We start from the raw sequence: 24,254 nt of genomic DNA, 5'->3' as shown, positions 1-24,254 counted from the left end.
AAAAAGCGGCCAAGCCCGCAGCGCGTTGCCCGTTCTCATAACACGCGATGCGCCAGCGCGGGCAGGCGGTTGCGGCAGGCGCTCAGCTGCGCCATGTCCAGCTCAGCCAGCACCACCCCGGCCTGCTGGGGGCGTTGCGCCAGCACCTGGCCCCAGGGGTCAATCAGCATCGACTGGCCCCAAGTCTGGCGCCCGTTGTCATGCTGCCCGCCTTGGGCCGCGGCGGCCACAAAGGCCAGGTTTTCAATGGCGCGGGCGCGCAGCAGCACCTCCCAGTGGGCTTGGCCAGTGGTGTGGGTGAAGGCGCTGGGCACCAGCAGCAGGTGCGCCCCGGCATCGGCATAAGCCCGGTAGAGTTCGGGAAAACGCAGGTCGTAACACACACTCAACCCAATGCGCCAGCGCTGGCCGTCGCGGGAATCCAGGTCAAAGGTGGTGGGCTGGGTGCCCGCCACCAGCACGCGCGATTCGTCGTAGGCCTCCACCCCGTTGTCGAAGCGAAACAGGTGGATCTTGTCGTAACGCGCCACACAGTCGCCGTCGGGCGAGAACACCAGGCTGCTGTTGCAAACCCGCTGGGGCGGCGTGGTCGCATCGTTTGCATCGACCGCGTCAGGCGCCAGGGGAATCGTGCCGCCCACCAGCCACAGCCCTTCCTCACGTGCGGCGTCCGCCAAAAACTGCTGCAGCGGCCCCTGGCCAAACGGCTCGGCAATGGCCAGCTTGTCAGCGTCGTGCCGGCCCATCAGGCAAAAGTACTCGGGTAACACGGCCAGCTCGGCACCGGCTTGCGCCGCCTCGTGCAACAAGCTGCGAGCCTGTTGCAGGTTGGCAGACACATCGGTGCCAGACACCATCTGGATGGCAGCAACTTTCATGGGGGAGTCTCCGGGGTGGATGGGGTGGCGGGGTCGGTGGTGGCGGGCACGCTGGCCGCTGGTTTGCGGGCAATCCGGGTCACCTGGGGGTCGGCCCAGGAGCCGTCCACATGGAACTGCTGGGTAGCGGATTCTGCCAAGGGCCGACGCAAGAACATCTGCGCCAGAAACGTGCCCAGACCCACCGCCGGGTTGATCACAGTGGCGATCAGCGAGGCGGTGCCGGCGTTGATTTCCGGGATCACCACCACCTTGAGGTCTTGGGTTTCGCGGGCCACATCGGCCGAGCCTTCCATCAGCACGGCGGCGTTGACGCCCTTCATCTGCAGGTTGTTGGTCCGGGCGATGCCTTTGTCCAGCGTGACATCACCGCGCACAAAGTCGAACGCAAAACCCTCGCTGAACACATCGCGAAAATCCAGCACCAGGCGACGCGGCAAGGCCTGCAGGCTGAGCACGCCCAACAGTTTGGCCAGGCCGGGGTCGGCCTTGAGGAACTGGCCCGAGGCCACATCCACCGTGAAGGCGCCACCCAGGCTGGGGTAGTCCGGCTTGAAGGGTGAGCCCATCCACGCGACTTGCCCCTCCATCTTGCCGCTGGCGCGCCGGATCACGTCGTTCATGCCAAAGCGGCTGAGTAGCTTGCCACCATCACTCATGCTGAGCTTGAAGTTGAGCACGGTGCGCCGCCGCTCCGCACCACCTGCCGCGGCGCCCGGTGCCTGGGCGTTGAGGCGGGTCCAGTTTCCCTGCGTGGTCAGCGTGGCCTCGGGGGTGATCAGGTTGAGTTTGTTGAGCCGCCACTCGTGCGCAGCACCCGCGCCGCCCACCGTGGCCGCCCGGTTGACCGCGTCCACCTCCAGCCGCCCCAGGCGTTTGCCGCGCAGCTCGAAGTCGTCCACCACAATGTCCAGCGCCGGGATGCTGGCAGGTTGCGCATCCAGCAAGGCCTCCATGTCTTTGGCCACGGTGGGCGCCAGCGCCAACCGGCTCAGGCGCGCGTAAACCCGGCCCCCACTGCCAGCCACCGTGGTGTCGCTGGGCTGGCGGTATTCAATCGTACCGTTGAGTTCCTTGGCATCGACCTCACCGCGCCAGACCGCGCCTTCGCGGCGCACCCCCATCACCATCGCGCTGAAGACCCGCTCGCCCAGGGTGAGGCTGTCGGTGCGCAACACCAGCGTTGTCGGCAGGTAAGCCAGCTCGGCCCCCTTGGCGTCAGCCAGCGCGGACATCACCTGTGACTTGCCGGTGATCTGCGGCAGCACCTCGCGCCAGGCATCCAGATTGAACTGGGGCAAGCTCAGCTGGGCGCTGACCCCCTGTGCGGGCAAGGCGGCAGCCTGGGCCGAAGCAGAGCCTACCGCCACCAGACCCCGCAGCACGCGTGGCTCGGCGCCAGCCAGGTCACGCTCGTACACCACACGGGCCAAGCCGTCCAAGCTGAGGCTGAGCCGGTCAACCAAGGGGGCTTTCGGTGCCGACCCGGCTGGCGCACCAGGGCCAACCAGGGCCGTCTGGTAACGCAAGGCCAGCCGACTGGCGGCGTCTTTTTGCAGCGGCGCCGGGAGTTGGGACGCCAAACCTTGCAGGCTGCTGGTAACCAACACCTCGGGCTGGCCGCGCTGCCAGCCCAGCGTGGCGTTGTAAGCCGCACTGCCGCTGGCAAAGGCCGCCAGCCGTGCCACAAACCCCAGCTCGCGGGCTTGGCGCAAGCCCTCGGCGGTGGCGGTGCCGCTGACACGGATCACCCGGGGCGCGGTGCTGGCGGTGCCCGCACCGTCTGCCAACACCCAGCCGCCGTCCAGTTGCGCGTCACCCCCCAGCACCCGCGCCTGCACGCCCGTCAGGCTGAAACCGGTGTCGGTGTAGTGGATCACCCCGCGCGCGCGCGACAACTTGGGCGTGTCGGGCGTGACCTGCAGCTCGTTGCCCGCCAGCGTCACACTGCCCTGCACGGTGGCGGTTGACAGGTTGGCAATCGGCAGCGCCAGCTTGAGTTTGAAGTCGGCGTTACCCGCCGCTACCGCGTCCGACAACGCGTGTTCGGTCAGCGCCGCCACGGGCGAGGTCGCGACAAACCGCAAGCCGTCTTTCAACGGACCGGTCATCTCGGCATTGACCAGCACCGTGGTCTGCATCAGGTCCGGGATGTCAACGTCTGCTCTCACTATTTGTAGCGCACTGCCTTCACCCAGTCGGGCCTGCGCGCCTTTGACCTGCAAACTTTGGCCGGTGATGACGAGTTGCCCCTTGAGGTCGACCAGGGTGGGCCAGGGCAGCTCCTGCGCCTCCTGCAAACGCCGGGGCACATAGGCCAAGCGGGCGTTGCTGACGTCGGCCGTCACCTTGAACTCCCCCTGCTCCGGGCGGGTGGCGGGCATCTGGTCGATCTCGCCGCGCACCACAAACTGGACGTTGCTGGCACTGCCCGCCAGCACCGCGTCGCGCACGTAGTCACGCGCCTGCGCGTCAATCACCAGCGGCAGGTAGCGGTGCACCCGACGGCCATCGGCGCGGCTCAGGCTGGCCTGCAAATCCAGCACGCCAGGGAAACGGCTGCGCGGGGCGGCACCGGTGGTGTCGCTGGTCTGCCAATGGATGCGGGCCTGGCCTTCGGCATCGGCGTTGCTGAAGCGCACGTTGGCCAGGTCCACCGAGATCTGATCGCCGGCCAGCTTCCACGACACCTCTGCCGAGAGCTGGTCCACCGCAATCACCGGCTCCTGAAACATCCCCGGCACCTCGACACTGCCCTGCGCCATCAACACCTTGGCCTGGCCCGCATCCTGGTTCATCTGAAAGTCGGTATCCAGGCCGTTGAAGCCGGGCACCTCGCCCACCGCGGCCAGCGCCAGTTGCCGCAAACGACCCGTCACCTGGTACTGCGCAGGCGCACTCACCGGCCCCTGCCAGCTCGCGTTGAGCGCCTCCACCCGTCCTTGCGGGGCCAGGCGCAACAGCTTTTCACGCAACTGGGGCTCCAGCGGCAAGCGGTCCGCCAGCTGCGCCAGCGCCGCCAGGTCCAGCCGGTCCGCCTGCAACTCACCCCGCGCGGCGGTCTGGCCCTGCGCCCCCAGGGACATCACCCGCAGCTTGCCACCGGGCCAACGCAGGCCCTCGGCGGTGTCAAAGACCAGCGCGTCGGTGGTCACCTCAAACCCGTTGGCCAGGCGGCGCCCGGCCAACCGCCCGTGAACGCTTTGCAGGGCCAGCGGCTGCAGGTCCTGGCCCAGCGTCACCGCCATTTCGACCAACGCCAGGTCGGCCGTGACACCGGTCAACTGGCCCTGGCTCACATCGGCCCAGGCGCGCAGGGCGCCCCGCCCTTGGCGCAAATCAAAGCCCAGGCTGGCATAACGGCGCAATTCAGACAGGTCCACCCGCGTGAACTCGGCAAACAGCTGCCCTTGCCAGCGCTGCCAATCGCCGGGCTGGCGTGTCAGCAGCGGCTGCGTGAACTGGCCCTGCAGACTGAACCGGTCACCCCAGGCGGCAGGCGGTGTGGCATCCAGCCGCAGATCGTGGTGGCGTCCCCGGTTGCGCGCTACGGCGTCGACGTGTTGCAGCAACAGCGGCTCGGTCTGGCGCAGCTCATCCGTCCAGCGAACGGTTCCGCCCTGAATCACCAGCTCGGTTTGTGAGAACACCCAGTCCAGCGTGTCCTGGTCAGTCTCGCCGCTGCCCGTCACGGCCAAGCCGGCCACCAGGATGCGGCCATTGCGGTCGCGGCGGATGTCGAGTTGCGGCTGATCTATATAAAGCTGCTCAAATCCCAGTCGCATCACGGAGCGTGGCGACAGCGTCACCAGCACCCGCGGCAGCTGCAGAGCCACGCGACCCTGATCGTCGAGCATCTCCACCCCGGTGAGCTCAAACGATGGCATCAAGCCAACGGAGTGCGCCGTCACCCGGGCCAGCCGGACCGGAACCCCCAGCGCCTGGCTGGCCCGGGCCTCCAGCTGCGGGCGGAAGTCGCCAATTCGCGGCACAATCCAGCCGTGGAGCACCCCCCAGGTTGCCCCCAGCAGCAGCCAGACCACCACCGCAGCCACCAACAATCCGCGCGTCAGTGCGGACCAGGCTTTTAACAGCGTGACGGACGGGGGAGACAAATTTTTTGGAAATGAAGTTGCACAGCAGAATTATGACCCGCCCCCCTCTGGCTCTCCACTCCCGCTTTGCACAGCGCGTTCGACGCCGTTTTGAGTCGCAACTCCACCTTCTGGCACCTGGCCTGCCGACACCGGCGCACTTGGCCACCAGTTTTGGAGCCCTCAAAACCAGCGGCCACGACACCGCCAGTGCGCTGCGCATCACCCGCACCCTGGTGCTGGAGCGGCTGCTGTGTCTGGATTGCGAGGCCCAGGCCAGCCTGACCGAGGTCACCACCGCCATGACCGACCTGGCCGAGTTTGCCCTCAACCAGGCCTTGACCGAAGTGCTGGCCGCGCTGGACCAAACCCACGGCATGCCCCTGACGCCCAGCGGCCAACGCGCTCAGTTGTGGGTGGTGGGCATGGGCAAACTCGGCGCCCGCGAGCTCAATGTGTCGAGCGACATCGACCTGATTTACATCTATGACGAAGACGGCGACACGGCGGGTGACGCTGCAGGCCGTGGCCGCATCACCAACCATGAGTATTTTGGCAAGGCGGTGCGCGGGGTGTATGGCCTGGTGGGCGACACCACCGAACACGGTTTTGTGTTCCGGGTGGACCTGGCACTGCGGCCCAACGGCAATTCCGGGCCGGCCGCGGTGTCGCTGGACGCGCTGGAGCAATACCTGCATGTGCAGGGCCGCGAGTGGGAGCGCTTTGCCTGGCTGAAAAGCCGTGTCGTGGCGCCACGCGCCAGCATCGAGAGCGGCGCCGCGCTGCCCTTGCGCCAGGTGGTGATGCCGTTTGTGTTCAGGCGCTACCTGGACTACAGCGTGTTCGACTCGTTGCGGCTGCTGCACCACCAGATTCGCGACCATGCCAGCAAACGCAGCGCGGGCCGCCCGGAGCGCGCCAACGATGTCAAGCTGTCGCGCGGCGGCATCCGCGAGATCGAGTTCATCGTGCAACTGCTGCAAGTGGTGCGCGGCGGCCAGTACCCCGAGCTGCGCACCCGCCCCACCCTGAGTGCGCTGACCCGGCTGGTCAAGGCCAACCTGATGGCCAGCGACACCGCCCAGGCGCTGGCCCAGGCCTACACCTTCTTGCGCCAGGTGGAGCACCGCATTCAATACCTGGACGACCAGCAAACCCACATCCTGCCCACACACGATGGTGATCTGGCCTGGATTGCCGACACGCTGGGCCTGGCCTCGCCCAAGCACCTGCTGGAGCAACTCGACAGCCACCGCGAATTGGTGGCGCAGGAGTTCGACCGGTTGCTGGGTGGCGGCGCCCCGCCGTGCAAGGGTTGCCAGAACGGCAAATCGGCCGAGGCCACAAACAGCATGGCCGACCTGCTGCCGCAACTCGATGACGCGTTCCGCCGCCGACTGGAATCGTGGCTGGAGCACCCGCGGGTGTTGGCCTTGCGCGAGGAAGCCCGGGCCCGCCTGATGCGGCTGCTGTCGCGCACCGCCCAGTGGGTGCGCGAAAAACGCGTCACCGAGGCGGCGGCCGTGGGCCTGGTGGACTGGATGGAGCCGCTGCTGCGGCGCGAAAGTTACCTGGCCTTGCTGCTGGAGCGCCCCAACGTGCACGAACGCCTGCTGCGTGTGCTGGGCGCCGCGCGCTGGCCGGCGCGTTACCTGCTGCTGCACCCGGGTGTGATCGACGAGCTGGCCGCCGCCACCATGCTCGATGAGCGTTTTGACGTCGCCGGGTTCGAGGCCGAACTCGAACACCGCCGCCAGGCCTTGCAAGCGGCCGGTGAAGACGACGACGAGGCGCTGCTCAACCTGCTGCGCCGCGCCCACCATGCCGAGGTGTTTCGCACCCTGGCGCGCGACATCGAGGGCAAACTCACCGTAGAGCAAGTGGCCGATGACCTGAGCGCGCTGGCCGATGCGCTGCTGCGCGTCACCACCCGCTGGTGCTGGAGCCGCCTGAAAAAAGCGCACCGCGAGCAACCCCAGTTCGGCATCATTGCCTACGGCAAACTCGGCGGCAAAGAGCTGGGCTACGGCAGCGATCTGGATCTGGTGTTTGTCTTTGACGACGACGATGACCGCGCCCCCGAGGCCTACGCCAACCTGGTGCGCAAACTCATCAACTGGCTGACGGTGAAAACCGGCGACGGTGACCTGTATGAAATCGACACCGCGCTGCGCCCCAATGGCAATGCCGGACTGCTGATCACCAGCTTTTCGGCCTATGCCAACTACCAGCAACAGCGCGGCTCCAACACCGCCTGGACCTGGGAGCACCAGGCCATCACCCGGGCGCGCTGCGTGCTGGGGGATGCCAACCTGCATAGCCGCTTTGATGCCGTGCGCACCGCCGTGCTGACGGCTGAGCGCGACGTGGATGCCCTGCGCACCGAGATCAGCGCCATGCGCGAGCGGGTCACCACCGCGCAACCGGTCAAACCGGGCGTGTTTGACGTCAAGTTCAGCCCCGGCGGCATGATGGACGCCGAGTTCGTGATGCAGTTTCTGGTGCTGGCGCAGTCACGCCAACACCCCGAGCTGCTGGTCAACGCCGGCAACATCGCCCTGCTGGAGCGCGCCGAGCTGCTGGGGCTGCTGCCGGCTGGCGTGGGCCATGCCGCGGCCAGTGCCTACCGTACCCTGCGCCAGTTGCAGCACCGCGCCCGCCTGAACGAGGAATCACCGCGCGTGGGGCTGGACCAGCTGCAACCCGAACGCGAGGCGATTCTGGGCTTGTGGCACGCGGTGTTCCCGGCCTGACTGGCGGGCAGTGTGCCGTTTTTGCTACTCACTTTTCATTGATTTGCTTTTCCCCATGCCCAAAACATTGCCCGTTGCCCTGACCCTGATCACCGCCACCCTGTTGCTGGGCGCCTGCAGTGACAAGGTCAAAGACACCCATCCGCAACAGCTGGTGACCCAGCGCCAGGCGGTCTTCAAGAAGATGACCAAAACGCTGGAGCCGATGGGCCTGGTGGCGCGCGGCCACAAGGACTACGTCAAGGTCGAGTTCATGGAAGGGGCGCAGGCGCTCAAAGACCTTTCCAGCCAGCCCTGGGTGTTTTTCAGTGCCGACGGCAACTACCCGCCCACCAAGGCCAAACCGGTCGTCTGGAGCCAGGCGGCCGAGTTCAAGGCCGCCACCGACCAGTACCTGGCCACGGTGGACAAGCTGGTGGAGGTATCCGGCAGCGCTGACCTGGCCGCCATCCGATCCGCGGTGGACGCGGTGCAAAAAAGCTGCAAAAGCTGCCACGACCAGTTCCGCAACGAACGCTGATCACGGGCCCGGCGCCTCGCATAGCCAGCGCTTGGCAAACTCTTCGGCACACACCGGGTAGCCAAACAGGTAACCCTGTCCCACCTCGGCGCCCAACAGGTTGAGGCGGTCACGCTGCAGCGGCGTCTCGATCCCCTCGGCCACCAGTTTGTGGCCCAGGTCATGTGCCATGTCGATGATGGTGCGCACCAGCACCGCGTCGTTGTCATCGCTGAGCATGCTGGCGACAAAACTCCGGTCAATCTTGATCACCGACACCGGCAACAGCCGCAAATACGACAGGCTGGAGTAGCCCGTGCCAAAGTCATCAATGGCCACCGACACCCCCATGTCGCGCAGGGCCTGCAACCGCGCCATCTGCTCGGGCGTGTGTTCCAGCAGCGCGTCCTCGGTGATTTCAAGTTCCAGCAAATCGGCGCCGACGTCGTGGTGGCGCAACAGGTGGTTGACCTGCACCAGCCAATCAGGCTTTTGCAGGTCCGCCACATTCTGGTTGATGGCCAATCGCATTGGCGAGCGCCACCATCCGGCCTGGCACCACGCCCCCAACTGGCGCAAGGCCTCGTGCATCACCCATTGGTCCAGCTCCAGCAGCAGGCCACTCTTTTCGGCGACGCCGATGAACACGCCCGGCAGCGTCAGGCCGTGCCCGGGGCGCTCCCAGCGCACCAGGGCCTCGGCCCCCACCAGTTCACCCGTGTCCAGGCGACATTTGGGCTGGAAGTAAACCCGGAACTGGTGCTCGGCCAGCCCGCGCGCCAGTTCGGTCTGGAGGGTGAATGCCAAGCCGGTGCTGGTGCCCATGTCCGGGGTGTAGCTCAGCGTGCGGTTGCGGCCCGTCAGTTTGGCGCGGTACATGGCCATGTCGGCGCTGCGCAGCAAGGCATCGGGGGTTTTGCCGTCGGTCGGATACACCGCCGAGCCGATGCTGGCCATCGGCCGGTAAGTGCCCGCGCCCGCCAGCATCACCGGCTCACGCAGCCGGTTCAGCAGCGCCTGGGCCAAGGCCTGCGCGCCAGAGCGGTCCGTGCCCGGCAGCAACACCACAAACTCGTCGCCGCCCATGCGGGCGACCGTGTCCTCGTTGCGCACCCCTTGCTGCAGGCGCTCGGAGACGGTGCGCAACAGAACGTCACCCACCTGATGGCCCAAGTTGTCGTTGACCTCCTTGAAGTGGTCCAGGTCAATGAACAACAAGGCAAACACCGACTGCTGCCGCAGGGCGTGGGCCACCAGCTGCCCAATGCGGTCGTTGAACAGGTTGCGGTTGGGCAGGCCGGTCAGGCTGTCATAGGAGGCCTGACGCTGCAACGCCAGCTGCGCTTCATGCAGCTCGGTCACGTCGCTTTGCAGGCCGATGTAGTGCAGGACCTGGCCGCGTTCATCACAGACCGCGTTGATGTTGGTCCAGACGGTGAAAAATGTGCCGTCAGCGCGGCGGTTGTTGATTTCGCCCGCCCAGTGACGCGTGTGCACCAGCGATTCCCAGAGCGCCTCGTAAAACGACACGCTGTGTCGGCCCGACTTGAGGATGCGGGTGTTCTGCCCCAGCACCACCTCGGCACTGAAACCGGTCATGCGGGTGAACGCCGGGTTGACGCGGATGATGTTGCCCTGCGGGTCGGTGATGATGATGCCTTCGTCCGAGCCCATGAACACCGACTCGCTGAGCAGGATTTGCCGCTGATGGTTTTTCAGCACACTCACGTTGGTGGAGATCCCCCCGACCCCGTAGGCCTGGCCCGTGCCATCGCGTAGCGCAAAGCGGTGGGTCAGAAAATCGACCGGGGCGTTGTCCGGCGGCGTGTGCACCTGGTGCTCCACGGTGGAGGGGCGGTGCGACTGCAACACTTTCTGGTCGGCCTCGTTGTGCAGGATGGCGTCGCGCAGGTTCATGAAGTCCTCGCGCCGCTGCCCCAGCACCTGTTCGCGCGGGCGCTGCACCACCTGGAGCATCGCCTGGTTGGCCAGCAGCATGCGGCCATCGCCGTCGGTCGCAAAAATGATGTTGTCGGTGGCATCCAGCAAAGCGTTGTACAGCCGCTGCTCGTTGTCGCGCGCTTGTTCGGCGCTGCGGTCCACCAGCAGCAGCAGCACCCGGCGGTCGAGCTTGTAGTCGATCGACAGGCCGATCAGATGGGCGTCAAACGTCCGGTCAGCGCCACCCTGCGTCGGCAATACCACCCGCTCCAGCGCCTGACTCTGGCCGGGCAGCACATCGCGCAGGGCGACATGCAGGCGCGCCCGGTCTGCCTTGCTGAGCCGGCGCCAGAAACGGGCGTCAAAATTCGCAAACCGGTCGCGCATGCCCAGCAGCTGGAACGCCAGTTCATTGGAATCATCCACCATGCCCTGGGTGTCAAGCACCAGCGCGGGCAAGGGCATCTGGTCGAACAAGGTGCGGTAGGAGCGCTGGGCCTGCTCGGCGGCCATCTGGGCGGCACGCAGTTCGTCGTTTTGCAGCTCCAGTTCGACCTGGTAAATGCGCAGGTCTTCGAGCAGCTTGGTGACCTCCAGCGCGTCAGAGCGGTTCATCGCCGCACTGTCCTGGTACTGGTCCAGCACCCCCTGCGCGCGCGCCTTGAGCAGCTGCAGCCGCTCGGTTTTACGCTGGGAGGATTCCCGCTGCTGCGGACTCACGCCGGGCCCTGGAAGTTGTGTTTGCGCCACTCGGTGATGTTGATATGGCTCACCACCGCGCCAGGCTGCTCACCGGCGACGGGTGAGACGTGCATCACAAACCAGCGCTCCTCGGTGGGTGAATGGCATGGGTACTCGATGGAAAAATGCGCCCGCGTACCGTCCAACACCTCGCGCACACCGCGCTGGGCCAGCGCGACCGATTTGTCGGACGCGTCAAAACTGGCGCTGCACACCTCCAGGTAATTCACGCCCGGGCCGGCGCGCACCATGTCGGCGTCGCCGTTGTCCATGGCGAATTGGCGCCAGGCCTTGTTGACCAGGGTGATGACGCCCAGGCTGTTGAGCACGGCGATGTTTTCCGACAGCGAATCAATGATGTGCTGCAGGCGCGACACCTCGTGCAGCGCCGTCACATCCATGAAGGTGATGACCGCGCCCTTGGACGGCGACGACGGCACGCTGTAGGGCAGCATGCGCACAAAATAATGCAGGCCGTTGATGCCGCGGATTTCTTTCTCGACCCGCACGCCGTCCTTGAGCGTGCGCGACAGGTCGGCGATCAGATCCGGGTAGATCAGCGTGTGCGCCAAGTCGTCCAGCGGGCGGCCCAGATCGGTGTCGCGCAACTTGAAGATGTGGGTGGCGTCGGGTGAAAAGCGCGTCAGGTGCAGGTTGTCGTCCACAAACACCGTGCCCGCGGCCACCGCCTGGGCCATGTTGTCCAGGTCGGCGTTCAGGCGGTTCAGGATGTCGATTTTTTCCTGGTACTCGGCGTTGACCGTGTTCAGTTCCTCGTTGACCGACTGCAGCTCCTCGTTGGAGCTTTGCAGCTCTTCGTTGGAACTCATCAGCTCTTCGTTGGTGGACTGCAGTTCTTCGTTGGACGTCTCCAGCTCTTCCACGGTGGCCTGCAGGCTTTCGCGGGTGGCGGTGAGTTCGCGCTCCAGCACCTCCATGCGCTCGGCGGTTTCCGAATCCACGTCGATGGTGGTGGCTGTGGTGACTTCGCTGGCCGCTGAATGCAGGCGCTCGAACGCCAGCAGCGACAGCCGGTCACCCTCAAACTCTTCCACCGGCCAGACGCTCATGCGCACCTGCTCCACCGTACCGTCCAAGGCGGTGATCTTCAGCCGGTCCGAGCTGACATGGGTGCCTTCGCGCCCGGACTTGAACAGCAGGGCGACGGCCACCGGCACCAGCACATCGGGCAGGATGCGGTTGAGTTCCAGGCTGGCATGGCCCTCGCGCAGCTGCAGAAACTTGTGCACATCACCATAGGAGTGCACCAGCTCATGGCGGCTGTTGACCAGGATGGCCGCCGGCGGGCTGAAGGCCCTGAGCAAGGTGGCAAACCCCTGGTCCACCGCCGTGGTTTTGAGCCGGGTGTTGCGACTGACCTGGCTGGTCACCAGCGGCACACTGGTGGTGTAGCCGTAGCCCGAGCCTTTGACCACATCCAGCGGTGTGTTCAAAGGCTTGATCATCTGCCAGATCTTGTGTTTGGCACTCACCGGGGTGAAGTCCCGCTGCAGGTCAGCCAGCGACTCGCTGGAGCCCAAAAACAGGTGGGCGCCCGGCAGCAAGCCGTATTGCAAACGTTTGAGGGCGCGCGCCTGCGCCTGCGTGCGAAAGTAAATCAGCGCGTTGCGGCACACCACCAGGTCCATGCGGGTGAAGGGCGGGTCGGTCAGCAGGTTGTGGCGGGCAAACACGATGCACTGGCGCAGCTCGTTCTTGACGACGAAGTTGTTGCCTTTTTTGACAAAAAACCGCTCCAGCTGCTGCGGCGACACCTCGGCCGCAATCGACTCCGGGTAGGTTCCGGCGCCCGCGGTTTCGATGTTCTGCTGCTCGACATCGGTGGCAAAAATCTTGAGCGTCGGCCAGCGCTTGAGCTGGTCAAACGCTTCCAGGAACATCATGGCGATGGAATACGCCTCTTCACCGGTGGACACGGCAGCGGCCCAGACGCGGATCGAGTCACCGGCCTGTTTGCGCGCCACCAGCGGGTCGATGATCTGGCGCCCCAGAATCTCGAAGGCTTCGGCATCGCGGAAAAAGCTGGTCACCGGGATCAGCAACTCGCGGCGCAGCGTCAGCACCTCGTTGCGCTCGTCGTTGAGCAAGTCCAGGTACGTCTCCAGCGAGGTCACCTGGCGCACGTTCATGCGCCGCTCGATGCGCCGCATCACCGTACCGGCCTTGTATTCCTGAAAATCAATGCCGCCCACCTGCAGCAGCAGCCGCAGGATGCCGTTCAAAGCCGCCTCCGGGCTGAGCGACAGGGCGCGTGCTTCCGGCTCGTCCAGGGTCACCGCGGCCTTGACGATGGGCTGGTTGGTGATGTGGGCCACCAGGCGGGCCCCAATTTGCTCCACCGGCAAGATGGCGTCGACCAAGCCGGTGGCGATCACGCTGCGCGGCATACCGTCAAATTTGGCGTTTTCGGGCTCCTGGGCCAGCAGAAAGCCACCCGCATCGTTGATGGCTGCGGCGCCGCGGGTGCCGTCCGACCCGGTGCCCGAGAGCACCACGCCTACCGAACGCGCGCCGTAGTGGTGCGCCATCGACTTGAAAAACACGTCGATCGGCAAGGTCAGGGTGCGCGGGTTCTTGGGGGTCAGGCTCAGGGTGCCTTCGCCCATGTGCATGATCGAGCCGGGCGGAATCAGGTAGACCCGGTCGGGCTCGATGGGCATGTCCTGCTCCACCATCACCACCGGCATCTGGGTGTGGCGGGCCAGCAGGTTGGCCATCATGCTTTTGTGGTCGGGCGAGAGATGCTGGATCACCACAAAGGTGGCACCGGTGTTGCAAGACAGGCCGTCGAACAGTTTTTCCAGCGCTTCGAGCCCGCCCGCCGATGCCCCGATGGCCACGATATGGGGCCCTGGATCAGGCGTGCTCACCGGCTCGGCTGCTTCCACACTGTGTTCATTCGACATACAACACTTTCAAAAACCATCCAACGAAGCGACATATGTCAAGTTAAATTGACACTTGCGACCGCGCGATTATCACCTTCCCGGGTAAATTTTCAAGATGTGTTTTTGATCCATGGCGCTTATCAAGAAGGCGGCTCGGCTGGCGACGTTGTGCGCCGCTTGTGCCCGCCGACGCCCACCCCAGCGTCTAGGTGGGGCAACGGTCACGCTACTCGATCAATAGCTGCGAGCCATTTATCAAAAAGACTTGCGACCGATTTTCCTAAGAACTCCGGATCTTGTTCACCAGCGCCGTGGTGGAGTACCCGTGCACAAACGGCAAGGCCAGTGCCCGCCCGCCGTCAGCCTGCACCACCGCGGTTTCCGCCAGCTTGTCCATGTCGTAGTCTCCGCCTTTGACCAGGATGTCCGGGCGCACCAGGCGGATCAGTTCCAGCGGCGTGTCTTCGTCAAACCAGGTCACCAACGAGCTGCTGGCCAGCGCCGCGATGACGCAGGCGCGGTCCACCTCGTTGTTGAGCGGGCGGTCGGGGCCCTTGCCCAGGCGTTTGGCCGAGGCATCGGTGTTGAGCGCCACCACGAGGCTGGCGCCCAGTGCCCGCGCTTGCTCCAGGTACATCACGTGGCCGCGGTGCAACACATCAAACACGCCATTGGTGAACACCAGCGGACGTGGCAACGCGGCCAGGCGAGCGCTGAGTTGATCGGGCATGCATAACTTGTTGGTCAGCGCAAGCGGCGCCAATTCGGTGACAAAAGCAGGAACAGGATGGGTTTGTGGCATGTATTGCATGCTATCAGGCGTCGGGCGTGGTTTATCCTAGCGGGCCCCGGCGCAGCTTTGTGCCGCCGACCCCCTACTTGAGCCCCTATGAACCTGGTCCCTGTCAGCATTGATGCCATCCTGATTGGTCAACCTTTGCCCTGTGCACTGCGTGACCAAAGCGGGGTGCTGCTGGCCAGCCGCGGCTTCATGGTGACCAGCCGCCAGGACCTGGAGTCCATGGTGGGGCGGCGCAGCCAGATCTACATCGACTTTGACCAGTCGGACAACTTTCGCCGCGGCTACGTCAACCGTCTGAACAACCTGGTGATGGAAGACAAGTCACTGGGCCAGATTGCCGAGGTGCAAATCTCGCCCTACGATGCCAACCGCAACAAAGTGGCGGAGGTGGACTCGGACGAGCTCGACTGGCTGGACCTGCAGACACTGTCGCATGCCATGCTGCGCGACAGCCAGGGCGAGAGTTTTTTGCCGCGGCTGGAGCGGCTGCAAAACGAGCTGGAACGCCAGACACTGAGCAACCCCGACGGCACCCTGCTGGCGCTGATCCACCTCTCGGGCAGCGAGGTGCGCCAGTACAGCGCCACCCATGCGATGCTGGTCAATGTGATCTGTTGCCTGGCCGCGCGTGACGTCCTCAAATGGCCCCCCGCCCACCTGAAGGCGCTGAGCAGCGCGGCGCTCACCATGAACATCAGCATGACCGAGCTGCAAGACCGCCTGGCCATGCAAAAAGAGCCCCCCACACCGGCGCAACTGCAGCGCATCCAGACCCACTCACCGCGTTCGGTGGATCTGCTGCAGCAAATGGGCGTGACGGACGCGCTGTGGCTGGAGGCGGTGCTCAACCATGGCGCCAAAACCCCCGGCCCGCTGGCGGGCCGACCCGATGGCCAGCGCCTGGCGCGGCTGATCCAGCGCGCCGACATGTTTGCCGCGCGGCTGGCACCCCGCGCCACCCGCGGGCCGGAGTCACCCGGTGCCGCCATGCAGTCGTGTTACTTTGACGAGAACCGCGAGATCGACGAAGCCGGTGCGGCGCTGATCAAGGCGGTGGGCATTTATTCACCGGGCACCTACGTGAAGCTGAACTCGCAGGAAATCGCCGTGGTGATCAAGCGCAGCCTCAACACCACCATGCCCAAGGTGGCGGTATTGATCAACCGCCAGGGCATGCCCACGGGCGAGCCGATCGTGCGCGACACCAGCCTGCCCGACTACCGCATCATCGCCAGCGTGCCGTTTCGCGAGGTGCGGGTCAGCCACAGCCTGGGCAAGCTGATCAGCCTGACGCGGCAGGTGGCAGCCGAGCGGCCCTGGTAACGCGGGTTGGCCCGCGGCCAACGTGAAAACGCCTTGGGCAGCTTGGGCTGCCCGCAGGTGAGCGTCACCCTCTGAAGATCATCCGTTGGCGGTCATCCCGGGCGCCGATCCGGGATCCAGGCACCCGACGCCGCGATGGCAGGCCGGCATCGGGCGCAAAACGACGCCATGTGTTAAATTACCAAGCAGTCACAAAGTTACGTCAACGTTTATTCTTATCTCTTTCTCATGAAAATCGCCATCGTAGGCTCCGGCATTGCCGGCCTGGCCGTTGCGCACAAGCTCTCACGCCGCGCCGACCTCACCCTGTTTGAAGCCGACAGTTACTTTGGCGGCCACACCCACACGGTGGATGTCACCCTGCCCACGCCGCAAGGCCCGCTGACCCACGGCGTAGACACCGGTTTTCTCGTGTTCAACGAACGCACCTACCCGAACCTGATCGCGCTGTTGGCCGAACTGCAGGTCGAGACGGCCCACTCCGACATGTCATTTTCCGTCCAGGTGCCTGGGCAGGGCGGCCGCGCACCGCTGGAGTGGAGCGGCACCTCGCTCAACACCGTGTTTGCCCAGCGTGCCAACCTGGTGAATCCGCGTTTCTGGGGCATGTTGCGCGACCTGCTGCGCTTCAACAAACTGGCCACCGAGCTGGCTTTGCGAGGCGCGGATGAGGAACTGATGCAGCCACTGGCCGACTTTTTGCGCCAGGAGAAGTTCAGCGCCGAGTTCCGCGACTGGTATCTGCTGCCCATGCTGGGCTGCATCTGGAGCTGCCCGACCGATCAGATGCTGCAGTTTCCGGTGGCCACCATGATCCGGTTCTGCCACAACCACGGCCTGATCCAGGTCAGCAACCGGCCGCAGTGGTGGACGGTCACAGGCGGCGCGCGCCACTATGTCGACAAAATCGTCGCCCAGGTGGCCGACAAGCGGCTCAATGCACCGGTACACCGCATCGAGCGCGATGCCACAGGCGTCAACATCACCAGCAACGGGCAGACCGAGCGTTTTGACAAAGTGGTGCTGGCCTGTCATTCCGACCAGTCGCTGGCGATGCTGGCGGCCCCGAGTGCCGCCGAACGCGCCACGCTGGGCGCCATCCGATACCAACCCAACCGCGCGGTGTTGCACACCGACACCTCGGTGCTGCCCAAACGCCGCCTGGCCTGGGCGTCGTGGAACTTCGAGCGCGCTGCGGCGCAAAACACCACGCACCAGGCCGACCGCAGCGACGCCCGCGTCTGCCTGCATTACCTGCTGAACCAATTGCAGCCGCTGCCGTTCACGCAAGCCGTGGTGGTATCGCTGAACCCGCTGCACGACATTGACCCGAAAACCATCCACGGCGAATTTGAGTACGCCCACCCAGTGTTTGACCTGGCCGCCATCCGTGCGCAAAGCCAGGTGCCCGAGCTGCAAGGTCAGCAACACACCTATTTTGCGGGCGCGTGGATGGGCTACGGTTTTCACGAAGACGGCCTGAAAGCCGGGCTGGACGTGGCGCTGCGGCTGACATCCCTGCTGCGGTGAGACCAAAGATGACCCACGCATCACCCGTTGCCCTCACCCCAGCCCTCTCCCGGGGGGAGAGGGAGCGAAGCCATCCTGATCCCATGTCCCAGCCGCTGATCGGCTTTGGCCAGGTGCGCCACACGCGCCTCAAACCGGTGCGCCACGACTTTCATTACCCCACTTACTTTTTGATGCTGCCCATGCGCAGCCTGCAGGCCAACGGCTCCGGTGTGCTGGCGCGCAACCGCTGGGCGCCGTTGAGTTTTTATGACACCGACCATGGGGATGGCCGTGGGCCTGAGGCGGGCGGCGCGCTGGCCTGGCTGGATGAATTGTTGGCCGGTGAAGGCATCCTGGATGCCACGGGTGAAGTCTGGTTACACGCCTACCCGCGCGTGCTGGGCTTCACCTTCAAACCGGTGAGCTTCTGGTACTGCCACCGCCCGGACGGCCACCTGCGCGCCATCGTCGCCGAGGTCAACAACACCTTTGGCGAGCGCCATTGCTACCTGCTGGACAACCCGAAACTGGGCCAGGAACTCAGCGCCGCCAAGGTGTTCCATGTGTCGCCGTTTTGCCCGGTGGAAGGCGGCTACCGCTTTCGCTTCATGATCACGCCGGACTTCCAACGCACCGTGGCACGCATCGACTTTGACGACGCTGCAGGCCCCTTGATCGAAACCAGCGTCGGCGGCCAGATGGAGCCGTTGACCGCCCGCGCGGCCCGGCGCGCCCTGCTCACCTACCCGATGATGACCTTTGGCATCGCCTTTCGCATCCATTGGCACGCGCTCAAGCTGTTCATCAAAAAAGTGCCGTTCTTTCGCAAGCCGCCACCGCCTGCCACCTTCACCACCCGCTGAGGACCTCCGCCATGAACTCCACCACCAGCCGCACCGCCCGCGCGTCCGACGCTTTTGTTTTGCCAGCCAACTGCCCGCGCACCGCACGCAGCGTGTTCAAGTTGCTGCAAAAGCTGCAGCACGGCAGCCTGACGGTGCAGCTGCCAGACGGCAGCATGCAACGGTTTGGCCAGCAGACCCTGCCGCACGCCACACTGGTGCTGCACAACTGGAAGCCGTTTGCCGCGGCGCTCAAATCCGGCGACATCGGTTTTGCCGAGAGCTTCATCGCCGGTGACTGGAGCACGCCCAACCTGACCGAGCTGCTGCGCGTGCTGGTGAAAAACCGCGCCGAGGTGGAGAGCGTGATCTACGGCACCTGGGCCGGGCGGCTGCTGTACCGCGTCAAACACCTGCTGCACCGCAACACCAAAAGCAACAGCCAGAAAAACATCCACGCCCATTACGACCTGGGCAACGCGTTTTACAAGCTGTGGCTGGACGAGACCATGAATTACTCGGCCGCCCTGTTTGACGGCGATCTGAGCCAGCCGATGGCGCAAGCCCAGCACGCCAAGGTGCGCCGCGCCCTCAGCATGGCGGGCGTGCAGCCCGGTCACCGGGTGCTGGAAATTGGTTGCGGCTGGGGCGCGCTGGCCGAGAAAGCCACCACCGAATTTGGCGCCCACCTCACCGGCGTGACGCTCAGCACCGAGCAACTGGCCTTTGCCAAAGAACGCATGGCGCGTCTGGGCGTCCGGCTGGCGGACGGCAACACAGCGCCGCCCAACGCGTTGGCCGCTCAGGCTGGCACCGGCGCGCCAACCTCGGCTGACCTACGCCTGCAGGACTACCGCGACATCCAGGACGCGCCGTTTGACGCCATTTGCTCGATCGAAATGATCGAAGCCGTGGGCCGCGAATTCTGGCCGACCTACTTTGCCACCGTATCCAAACTGCTCAAACCCGGCGCGCGCGCCTGCGTGCAGAGCATCGTGATCGATGACGCGCTGTTTGACCGCTATGTCAACTCCACCGACTTCATCCAGCAATACATCTTTCCCGGCGGCTGCCTGCCGTGCCCGCGCGAGTTCCGCGCCCAGGCAGCCGCAGCCGGGCTGGAGGTGGTGGACGAGTTCGCCTTTGGCCACGACTACGCCGAAACCCTGAAACGCTGGCGCGAGACCTTTCTGGCGCACCGCGAACAGGTGCTGGCGGGCGGCTTTGATGCCCGCTTCATGCACATCTGGGAGTTTTACCTGGCCTACTGCGAAGCCGCGTTCATGGAAAACAACATCGACGTGGTGCAGTACACGCTGCAAAAACGGGCTTGACGCCATGCCCACCACCCGCCGCACCCTGCTGGCTGCGCCGCTGTTGCTGCTGAACAGCTTGCCCGCGCAGGCGTCCAACCTGACGACACCCCTCAACCCACCCACGCCCTGGCCAGAAGTGGTGGCCAGCTTGCCGCAAGCCAGTTGGTCGGGCAGCGCCCAGCTGCGGTTTTTGGGCATGTCCATTTACCAAGCGCAGCTGTGGGTGGGCGCCGGTTTTCGCGCCCGCGACTACGGCCAGTTTGCGCTGGCTTTGAGCTTGACCTACCAGCGCCGCGTGTCGGCGCAGGCCATGGCCGAGCGTTCCCTGGACGAAATGCAGCGCCAAACCACCCTGAGCGCGGCCCAGCAAGCCGACTGGCTGGCCGCCATGCAGGCCGTGTTTGTCGATGTGGCCGCCAATGACCGCCTGACCGGTGTGCACCTGCCCGACCAGGGCGCACGCTTCTGGCTGAACGGCCGACGCCTGGGCGAGGTGGCTGACCCGCTGTTCAGCCGCCGGTTTTTTGGCATCTGGCTCGACACCACCACCAGCCAGCCCGACCTGCGCGCAGCCCTGCTGGCCGCAGCACCTGCCTGATTGCGCATGAACCCGGTTCTGACCTGGCAGCAAGGCTGGCGCTACGGCCTGATGGGGCTGCCGCTGGCCTTTGTGGCGCTGCCGCTGTATGTGCTGCTGCCCAACCACTACGCGCGCAGTTTTGGGGTGTCGCTGGCCACGCTGGGCGCGGTGCTGGTGGCCGTGCGGCTGTTTGACACGCTGATCGACCCGCTGCTGGGCCGCTGGGCCGACAACTTGCACCAGCACAGCGCCACGGCCAACCGGGCGCCTGCCACGGTGCTGCGCTGGGCCGCCCTGGCGGCGCTGCTGCTGTGCACCGGCTTTGGCCTGCTGTTTTTCCCACCCGTGGCGCTGCAAGCCAACAGCACACAGTTGCTGCTGTGGCTGGGCGCCACGCTGCTGCTGACCACCGTGGCGTTCAGCGCGCTGACCATCCTGCACCAGGCCTGGGGCGCGCGCCTGGGCGGTGACGCGCTGTACCGCAGCCGGGTGGTGGCGTGGCGCGAAGGGCTGGGGCTGGTGGGTGTGATAGTGGCCTCTGTGGCGCCGGTAGCCCTTGGTCTACCTGTGACCGTCACTCTTTTAGTGATAGCAAGTGTGGCGGGCTGGCTGGCCTGGCGCAGTGGGCCGGTGCCCAGCCCTCACCCCAGCCCTCTCCCAGGGGGAGAGGGGGCAAGACCAACCCAAACAGCAGCTACCTCTGGCTCCAATGCGCAACCGTCAGCAGAAGGCACCAGCGCCTTGTGGCTGCCGTGGAAGCGTTCGCAGTTCCGCCAGCTGATCAGCGTCTTCATGGTCAATGGCATTGCCAGCGCTATTCCCGCCACGCTGATGCTGTTTTTTGTGCAAGACCGCCTGCAGGCCCCGCCGAGTGCCGAGCCGCTGTTTCTGGGCAGCTACTTTGTCTGCGCCGCCCTGAGCATTCCGCTGTGGCTCAAAGTGGTGCCGCGCCTGGGGCTGGCACGCACCTGGGGGCTGGGCATGGGGCTGTCGGTAGCGGTGTTTGCCTTTGCGGCGGGCTTGGGCGCGGGAGATGTGACCGCGTTCGTCATCGTCTGCGCGCTCTCGGGCGTGGCGCTGGGGACGGACTTGGCGCTGCCTGCTGCTTTGCTGGCGGGTGTGATCCAGCACCACGGTGACCAGCAGCAGTCGGAAGGCGCGTATTTTGGCTGGTGGGCCTTTGCCACCAAGCTGAACCTGGCGCTGGCGGCCGGGGTGGCGCTGCCCGCGCTGGGCCTGCTGGGTTACACGCCCGGCGCGACCGACCCCGAGGCCCTGCAAACCCTCACTTTCGCCTACTGCCTGCTGCCCTGCGCGCTGAAGACGCTGGCCGCCGTGCTGCTCTACCTCCTCATCATCCGAAAGAACCCATGAAACGACGACTGCTTTTATCTGCCGGCGCCGCCGCTAGCCTGGCCCTGACCGGTTGCGCCTCGCAAGACCTGGAAACCTACACCGGCCAGAAACCGGTCCTGGACCTGCGCAGCTATTTCAATGGCACGCTGGACGCCTATGGCATCTTCACCGACCGCTCGGGCGCGGTGGTCAAGCGCTTCACCGTGCTGATGGTCTGCAACTGGAACGGCAACGAAGGCGTGCTCGACGAATCCTTCACCTACTCGGACGGCAGCACGCAAAAGCGCATCTGGCGCCTGACGCAGCTACCCGACGGCCGCTACACCGGTCGCGCCGACGATGTGGTGGGCGAGGCCACCGGCCAGACACGCGGCAACGCCTTTTACTGGACCTACACCATGGCGCTGCCGGTGGACGGCAAGGTCTATGAGGTGCAGTTTGACGACTGGATGTACCTGATGACCGACATGGTGATGCTCAACAAGGCCAGCATGAGCAAATTTGGCTTCAAGCTGGGTGAAGTGACCCTGGCGTTCACCAAGCGGGCTTAACCCTATTCCCACAAGAAATCAGCCTCTAGCTCTTTTTGATAAAGGGATAGAAGCTATAAAAAATAAAAGCATCTCATGCCCTTTTTCAAGCCCCTGAACCCGCCCCTGACCGATTGGCACGGCAAAACCGTGTGGATTGTGGGCGCCTCCAGCGGTATTGGTGCCGCCACAGCGCGTGCCTTGCTGGCACAGGGCGCGCGCGTGGTGGTGTCTGCGCGCAACACAGCCGCACTGCAAACGCTGGCAGACAACCAGCCGCTGTGCCAGCCATTGCCGCTGGACGCCACTGACCGCGCCGCCGTGCAACAAGCTGCCGCCTGCCTGCTGGCCCAGGGCCCGCTGGACGGCGTGGTGTATTGCGCCGGTCATTACGCGCCGATGCGCGCCGACGCCATGGACGTGCCCGACATGCAACGCCACGTCGAGGTCAATTACCTGGGCGCCTTGTACCTGCTGGACGCGGTGCTGCCCGCGCTGCGCGCCCGCGGCAGCGGCCACGTCAGCCTGGTCGGCAGTGTGGCCGGTTACCGCGGCCTGCCCAACAGCCTGGCCTACGGCCCGACCAAAGCCGCGCTGATCAACCTGGCCGAGGCGCTGTACCTGGACCTGCACCCCGAAGGCTTGGGCGTGTCGATCATCAACCCCGGCTTTGTCGAAACGCCACTGACCGCACAAAACGACTTCAAGATGCCCGCGCTGCTGACCCCTGACCAGGCGGCGCAAGCCATCTTGCAGGGCTGGGCCCAAGGGCGGTTTGAAATCCACTTCCCGAAACGCTTCACCCTGTGGCTGAACCTGCTGCGCCTGCTGCCCTACCGCGCCTATTTCAACTTGGTTCAAAAGGCCACCCAATGACCACCAACAGCCCCGAGTCCACCGACCACAGCGCCCAAATCGCCCGCATGGTGGCGTTTTTTGAAGAGGTTTCGCCGCACAACCTCAACCGCCTGGGCGAGTTTTACGACCCGCAGGCGCGCTTCAAAGACCCGTTCAACGAGGTCAAAGGCATCCCCGCTATCCAGGCCATCTTCGCCCACATGTTTGTGCAGTTGGACAGCCCACGCTTTGTGGTGACGAACCAGGTGCTGCAGGGCAACCAGGGCTTTTTGACCTGGGAGTTCAGGTTCGGCTTCAAAGGCTTCAAAACCGGCCAGACACAAACCATTCTGGGCGCCACCCACCTGGTGATGAACGCATCCGGGCTGATCACCCTGCACCGCGACTACTGGGATGCCGCCGAAGAACTCTATGAAAAACTGCCCGTGGTCGGCGGCCTGATGCGCTGGCTCAAACGCAGAGCCAACTCATGACCCATCAGCGACTAGCGGCGTGCGTTGGGTGTCTGACGTAGCAAAATCAAGGAGGAGGCTTGGGGCGGCGCCCTAAGCCGGGGGACATTTGCGGAGTCAGGCACCCAACGTGCGCTGCGGGTTAAAGCATCAAAACGGTTTGGTATCAGCAAAGCTCGGCCGCTGCATCAGCTTGTCATAGAGCTTGTGCAAGTTGGGGTGCGCCTCACGCCAGTTGATATGTGCAAAGCGGAAATCCAGGTAACCCAGTGCCACCCCCACCGCAATGTCGGCCAGACCCAGGTGCGTGCCCGTGTAATAAGGTTTGTCACCCAGACCCTTGCTCATGGTGTGCAGCGCGGCGTCCACCTTGAGCAACTGCCGGTCGATCCAGGCCTGGCAACGCTGTGCCTCATCGCGCCCGCTCCAGGTGGCTTCCAGCCGCGCCAAAATGGCCGCGTCCAGCACGCCGTCGGCCAGCGCCTCCCAGGTCTTGACCTCGGCCCGTTCGCGCCCCACCGTCGGCAGCAGTTTGCCCACCGGCGACAAGGTGTCGAAGTACTCCACGATCACGCGCGAGTCGGTGATCACGTCGCCGTTTTCCATGACCAGGCATGGCACCTTGCCCAGCGGGTTGAACTGACCGATGCCGGTGCTGGCCACCCACACGTCTTCCAGCACATAGTCGTAGTCCAGCTTCTTCTCGGCCATCACCACCCGCACCTTGCGAACGTAAGGACTGGTGTTGGATCCGATAAGTTTCATGGGCATGGTGAGGCACGGTCTGTAGATGTGCCGGGAATTCTATCCATCGACATTGCCGCGGGCTGACAGCCTGGCAAATGCCCGCCCCCCTACAATCTTGTCC

Annotated in this window: 17 protein-coding genes; 11 read left to right on the top strand and 6 right to left on the bottom strand. The window is 65.0% G+C overall.

Features of this window, described 5'->3' with window-relative positions; translation table 11 throughout:
- Window positions 1-35: 35 nt before the first annotated feature.
- Both LHU53_RS03915 and LHU53_RS03910 read right to left on the bottom strand, forming a co-directional pair.
- Entirely contained in the window at window positions 36-878 is an 843-nt protein-coding gene (locus tag LHU53_RS03915) for a carbon-nitrogen hydrolase family protein (protein ID WP_227330778.1), read from the bottom strand.
- Window positions 875-4,993, bottom strand: a complete 4,119-nt coding sequence (locus LHU53_RS03910; protein WP_227330777.1) for a YhdP family protein — start codon at window positions 4,991-4,993, stop codon at window positions 875-877. Before LHU53_RS03910 ends, LHU53_RS03915 begins: the two co-directional genes overlap by 4 nt.
- Window positions 4,994-5,025: 32 nt before the next feature.
- On the opposite strand from LHU53_RS03910, the gene glnE reads away from it, so the two are divergent.
- Together glnE and LHU53_RS03900 are read left to right on the top strand one after the other, a co-directional pair.
- Window positions 5,026-7,725, top strand: a complete 2,700-nt coding sequence (glnE, locus tag LHU53_RS03905; protein WP_227330776.1) for a bifunctional [glutamate--ammonia ligase]-adenylyl-L-tyrosine phosphorylase/[glutamate--ammonia-ligase] adenylyltransferase — start codon at window positions 5,026-5,028, stop codon at window positions 7,723-7,725.
- Window positions 7,726-7,780: 55 nt separating this feature from the next.
- Window positions 7,781-8,245 (top strand): cytochrome c, encoded by a 465-nt coding sequence (locus LHU53_RS03900; RefSeq protein WP_227330775.1) that lies wholly within the window; start codon window positions 7,781-7,783, stop codon window positions 8,243-8,245.
- Here the strand turns inward: LHU53_RS03900 and LHU53_RS03895 are convergent, their stop codons facing one another.
- The 3 genes from LHU53_RS03895 to LHU53_RS03885 all read right to left on the bottom strand — a co-directional run bounded on the left by LHU53_RS03895 (window position 8,246) and on the right by LHU53_RS03885 (window position 14,545).
- Window positions 8,246-10,885 (bottom strand): bifunctional diguanylate cyclase/phosphodiesterase, encoded by a 2,640-nt coding sequence (locus LHU53_RS03895; protein WP_227330774.1) that lies wholly within the window; start codon window positions 10,883-10,885, stop codon window positions 8,246-8,248.
- On the bottom strand, window positions 10,882-13,833 hold the full coding sequence (locus tag LHU53_RS03890) for a chemotaxis protein CheB (protein WP_227330773.1): 2,952 nt from the start codon (window positions 13,831-13,833) through the stop codon (window positions 10,882-10,884). The genes LHU53_RS03895 and LHU53_RS03890 overlap by 4 nt, the downstream gene beginning before the upstream one ends.
- A 262-nt stretch (window positions 13,834-14,095) precedes the next feature.
- Window positions 14,096-14,545: an adenylyltransferase/cytidyltransferase family protein gene (locus LHU53_RS03885; protein WP_227330772.1), complete on the bottom strand. Its 450-nt coding sequence runs from the start codon at window positions 14,543-14,545 to the stop codon at window positions 14,096-14,098.
- Between the two features lie 159 nt (window positions 14,546-14,704).
- Here LHU53_RS03885 and LHU53_RS03880 point away from each other — a divergent pair, with 159 nt between their 5' ends.
- The 9 genes from LHU53_RS03880 to LHU53_RS03840 all read left to right on the top strand — a co-directional run bounded on the left by LHU53_RS03880 (window position 14,705) and on the right by LHU53_RS03840 (window position 23,407).
- The gene (locus tag LHU53_RS03880; RefSeq protein WP_227330771.1) at window positions 14,705-15,940 is read left to right on the top strand and encodes an HD-GYP domain-containing protein; all 1,236 of its coding nucleotides are present in this window, start codon (window positions 14,705-14,707) and stop codon (window positions 15,938-15,940) included.
- Between the two features lie 228 nt (window positions 15,941-16,168).
- Window positions 16,169-17,470, top strand: coding sequence for an NAD(P)/FAD-dependent oxidoreductase (locus LHU53_RS03875; RefSeq protein WP_227330770.1), 1,302 nt, complete (start codon window positions 16,169-16,171; stop codon window positions 17,468-17,470).
- 83 nt (window positions 17,471-17,553) lie between these two features.
- The gene (locus LHU53_RS03870; protein WP_227330769.1) at window positions 17,554-18,315 is read left to right on the top strand and encodes a DUF1365 domain-containing protein; all 762 of its coding nucleotides are present in this window, start codon (window positions 17,554-17,556) and stop codon (window positions 18,313-18,315) included.
- Between the two features lie 11 nt (window positions 18,316-18,326).
- On the top strand, window positions 18,327-19,628 hold the full coding sequence (locus LHU53_RS03865; protein ID WP_227330768.1) for a cyclopropane-fatty-acyl-phospholipid synthase family protein: 1,302 nt from the start codon (window positions 18,327-18,329) through the stop codon (window positions 19,626-19,628).
- A gap of 4 nt (window positions 19,629-19,632) precedes the next feature.
- A complete protein-coding gene (locus tag LHU53_RS03860) occupies window positions 19,633-20,208 on the top strand; it encodes a chalcone isomerase family protein (RefSeq protein ID WP_227330767.1) in 576 nt (191 codons plus the stop codon).
- A gap of 6 nt (window positions 20,209-20,214) precedes the next feature.
- Window positions 20,215-21,564 carry an MFS transporter gene (locus tag LHU53_RS03855; RefSeq protein WP_227330766.1) on the top strand — a complete coding sequence of 450 codons (1,350 nt, stop codon included), beginning with the start codon at window positions 20,215-20,217 and terminating at the stop codon, window positions 21,562-21,564.
- Window positions 21,561-22,097 carry a DUF3833 domain-containing protein gene (locus LHU53_RS03850; protein WP_227330765.1) on the top strand — a complete coding sequence of 179 codons (537 nt, stop codon included), beginning with the start codon at window positions 21,561-21,563 and terminating at the stop codon, window positions 22,095-22,097. Before LHU53_RS03855 ends, LHU53_RS03850 begins: the two co-directional genes overlap by 4 nt.
- Before the next feature lie 75 nt (window positions 22,098-22,172).
- Window positions 22,173-22,952, top strand: a complete 780-nt coding sequence (locus LHU53_RS03845) for an SDR family oxidoreductase (RefSeq protein ID WP_227330764.1) — start codon at window positions 22,173-22,175, stop codon at window positions 22,950-22,952.
- Window positions 22,949-23,407 (top strand): nuclear transport factor 2 family protein, encoded by a 459-nt coding sequence (locus LHU53_RS03840; protein ID WP_227330763.1) that lies wholly within the window; start codon window positions 22,949-22,951, stop codon window positions 23,405-23,407. The genes LHU53_RS03845 and LHU53_RS03840 overlap by 4 nt, the downstream gene beginning before the upstream one ends.
- Before the next feature lie 129 nt (window positions 23,408-23,536).
- On the opposite strand, the gene LHU53_RS03835 is transcribed toward LHU53_RS03840, so the two are convergent.
- Window positions 23,537-24,151 carry a glutathione S-transferase N-terminal domain-containing protein gene (locus tag LHU53_RS03835; RefSeq protein ID WP_227330762.1) on the bottom strand — a complete coding sequence of 205 codons (615 nt, stop codon included), beginning with the start codon at window positions 24,149-24,151 and terminating at the stop codon, window positions 23,537-23,539.
- Window positions 24,152-24,254 lie beyond the last annotated feature (103 nt).

Origin of the sequence: Rhodoferax sp. U2-2l (assembly GCF_020594515.1) — a bacterium.
Classification (GTDB): Bacteria; Pseudomonadota; Gammaproteobacteria; order Burkholderiales; family Burkholderiaceae_C; genus Rhodoferax.
The sequence above is the reverse complement of the archived record's forward strand: the minus strand, read 5'-3'. Positions and strand labels throughout refer to the sequence as shown.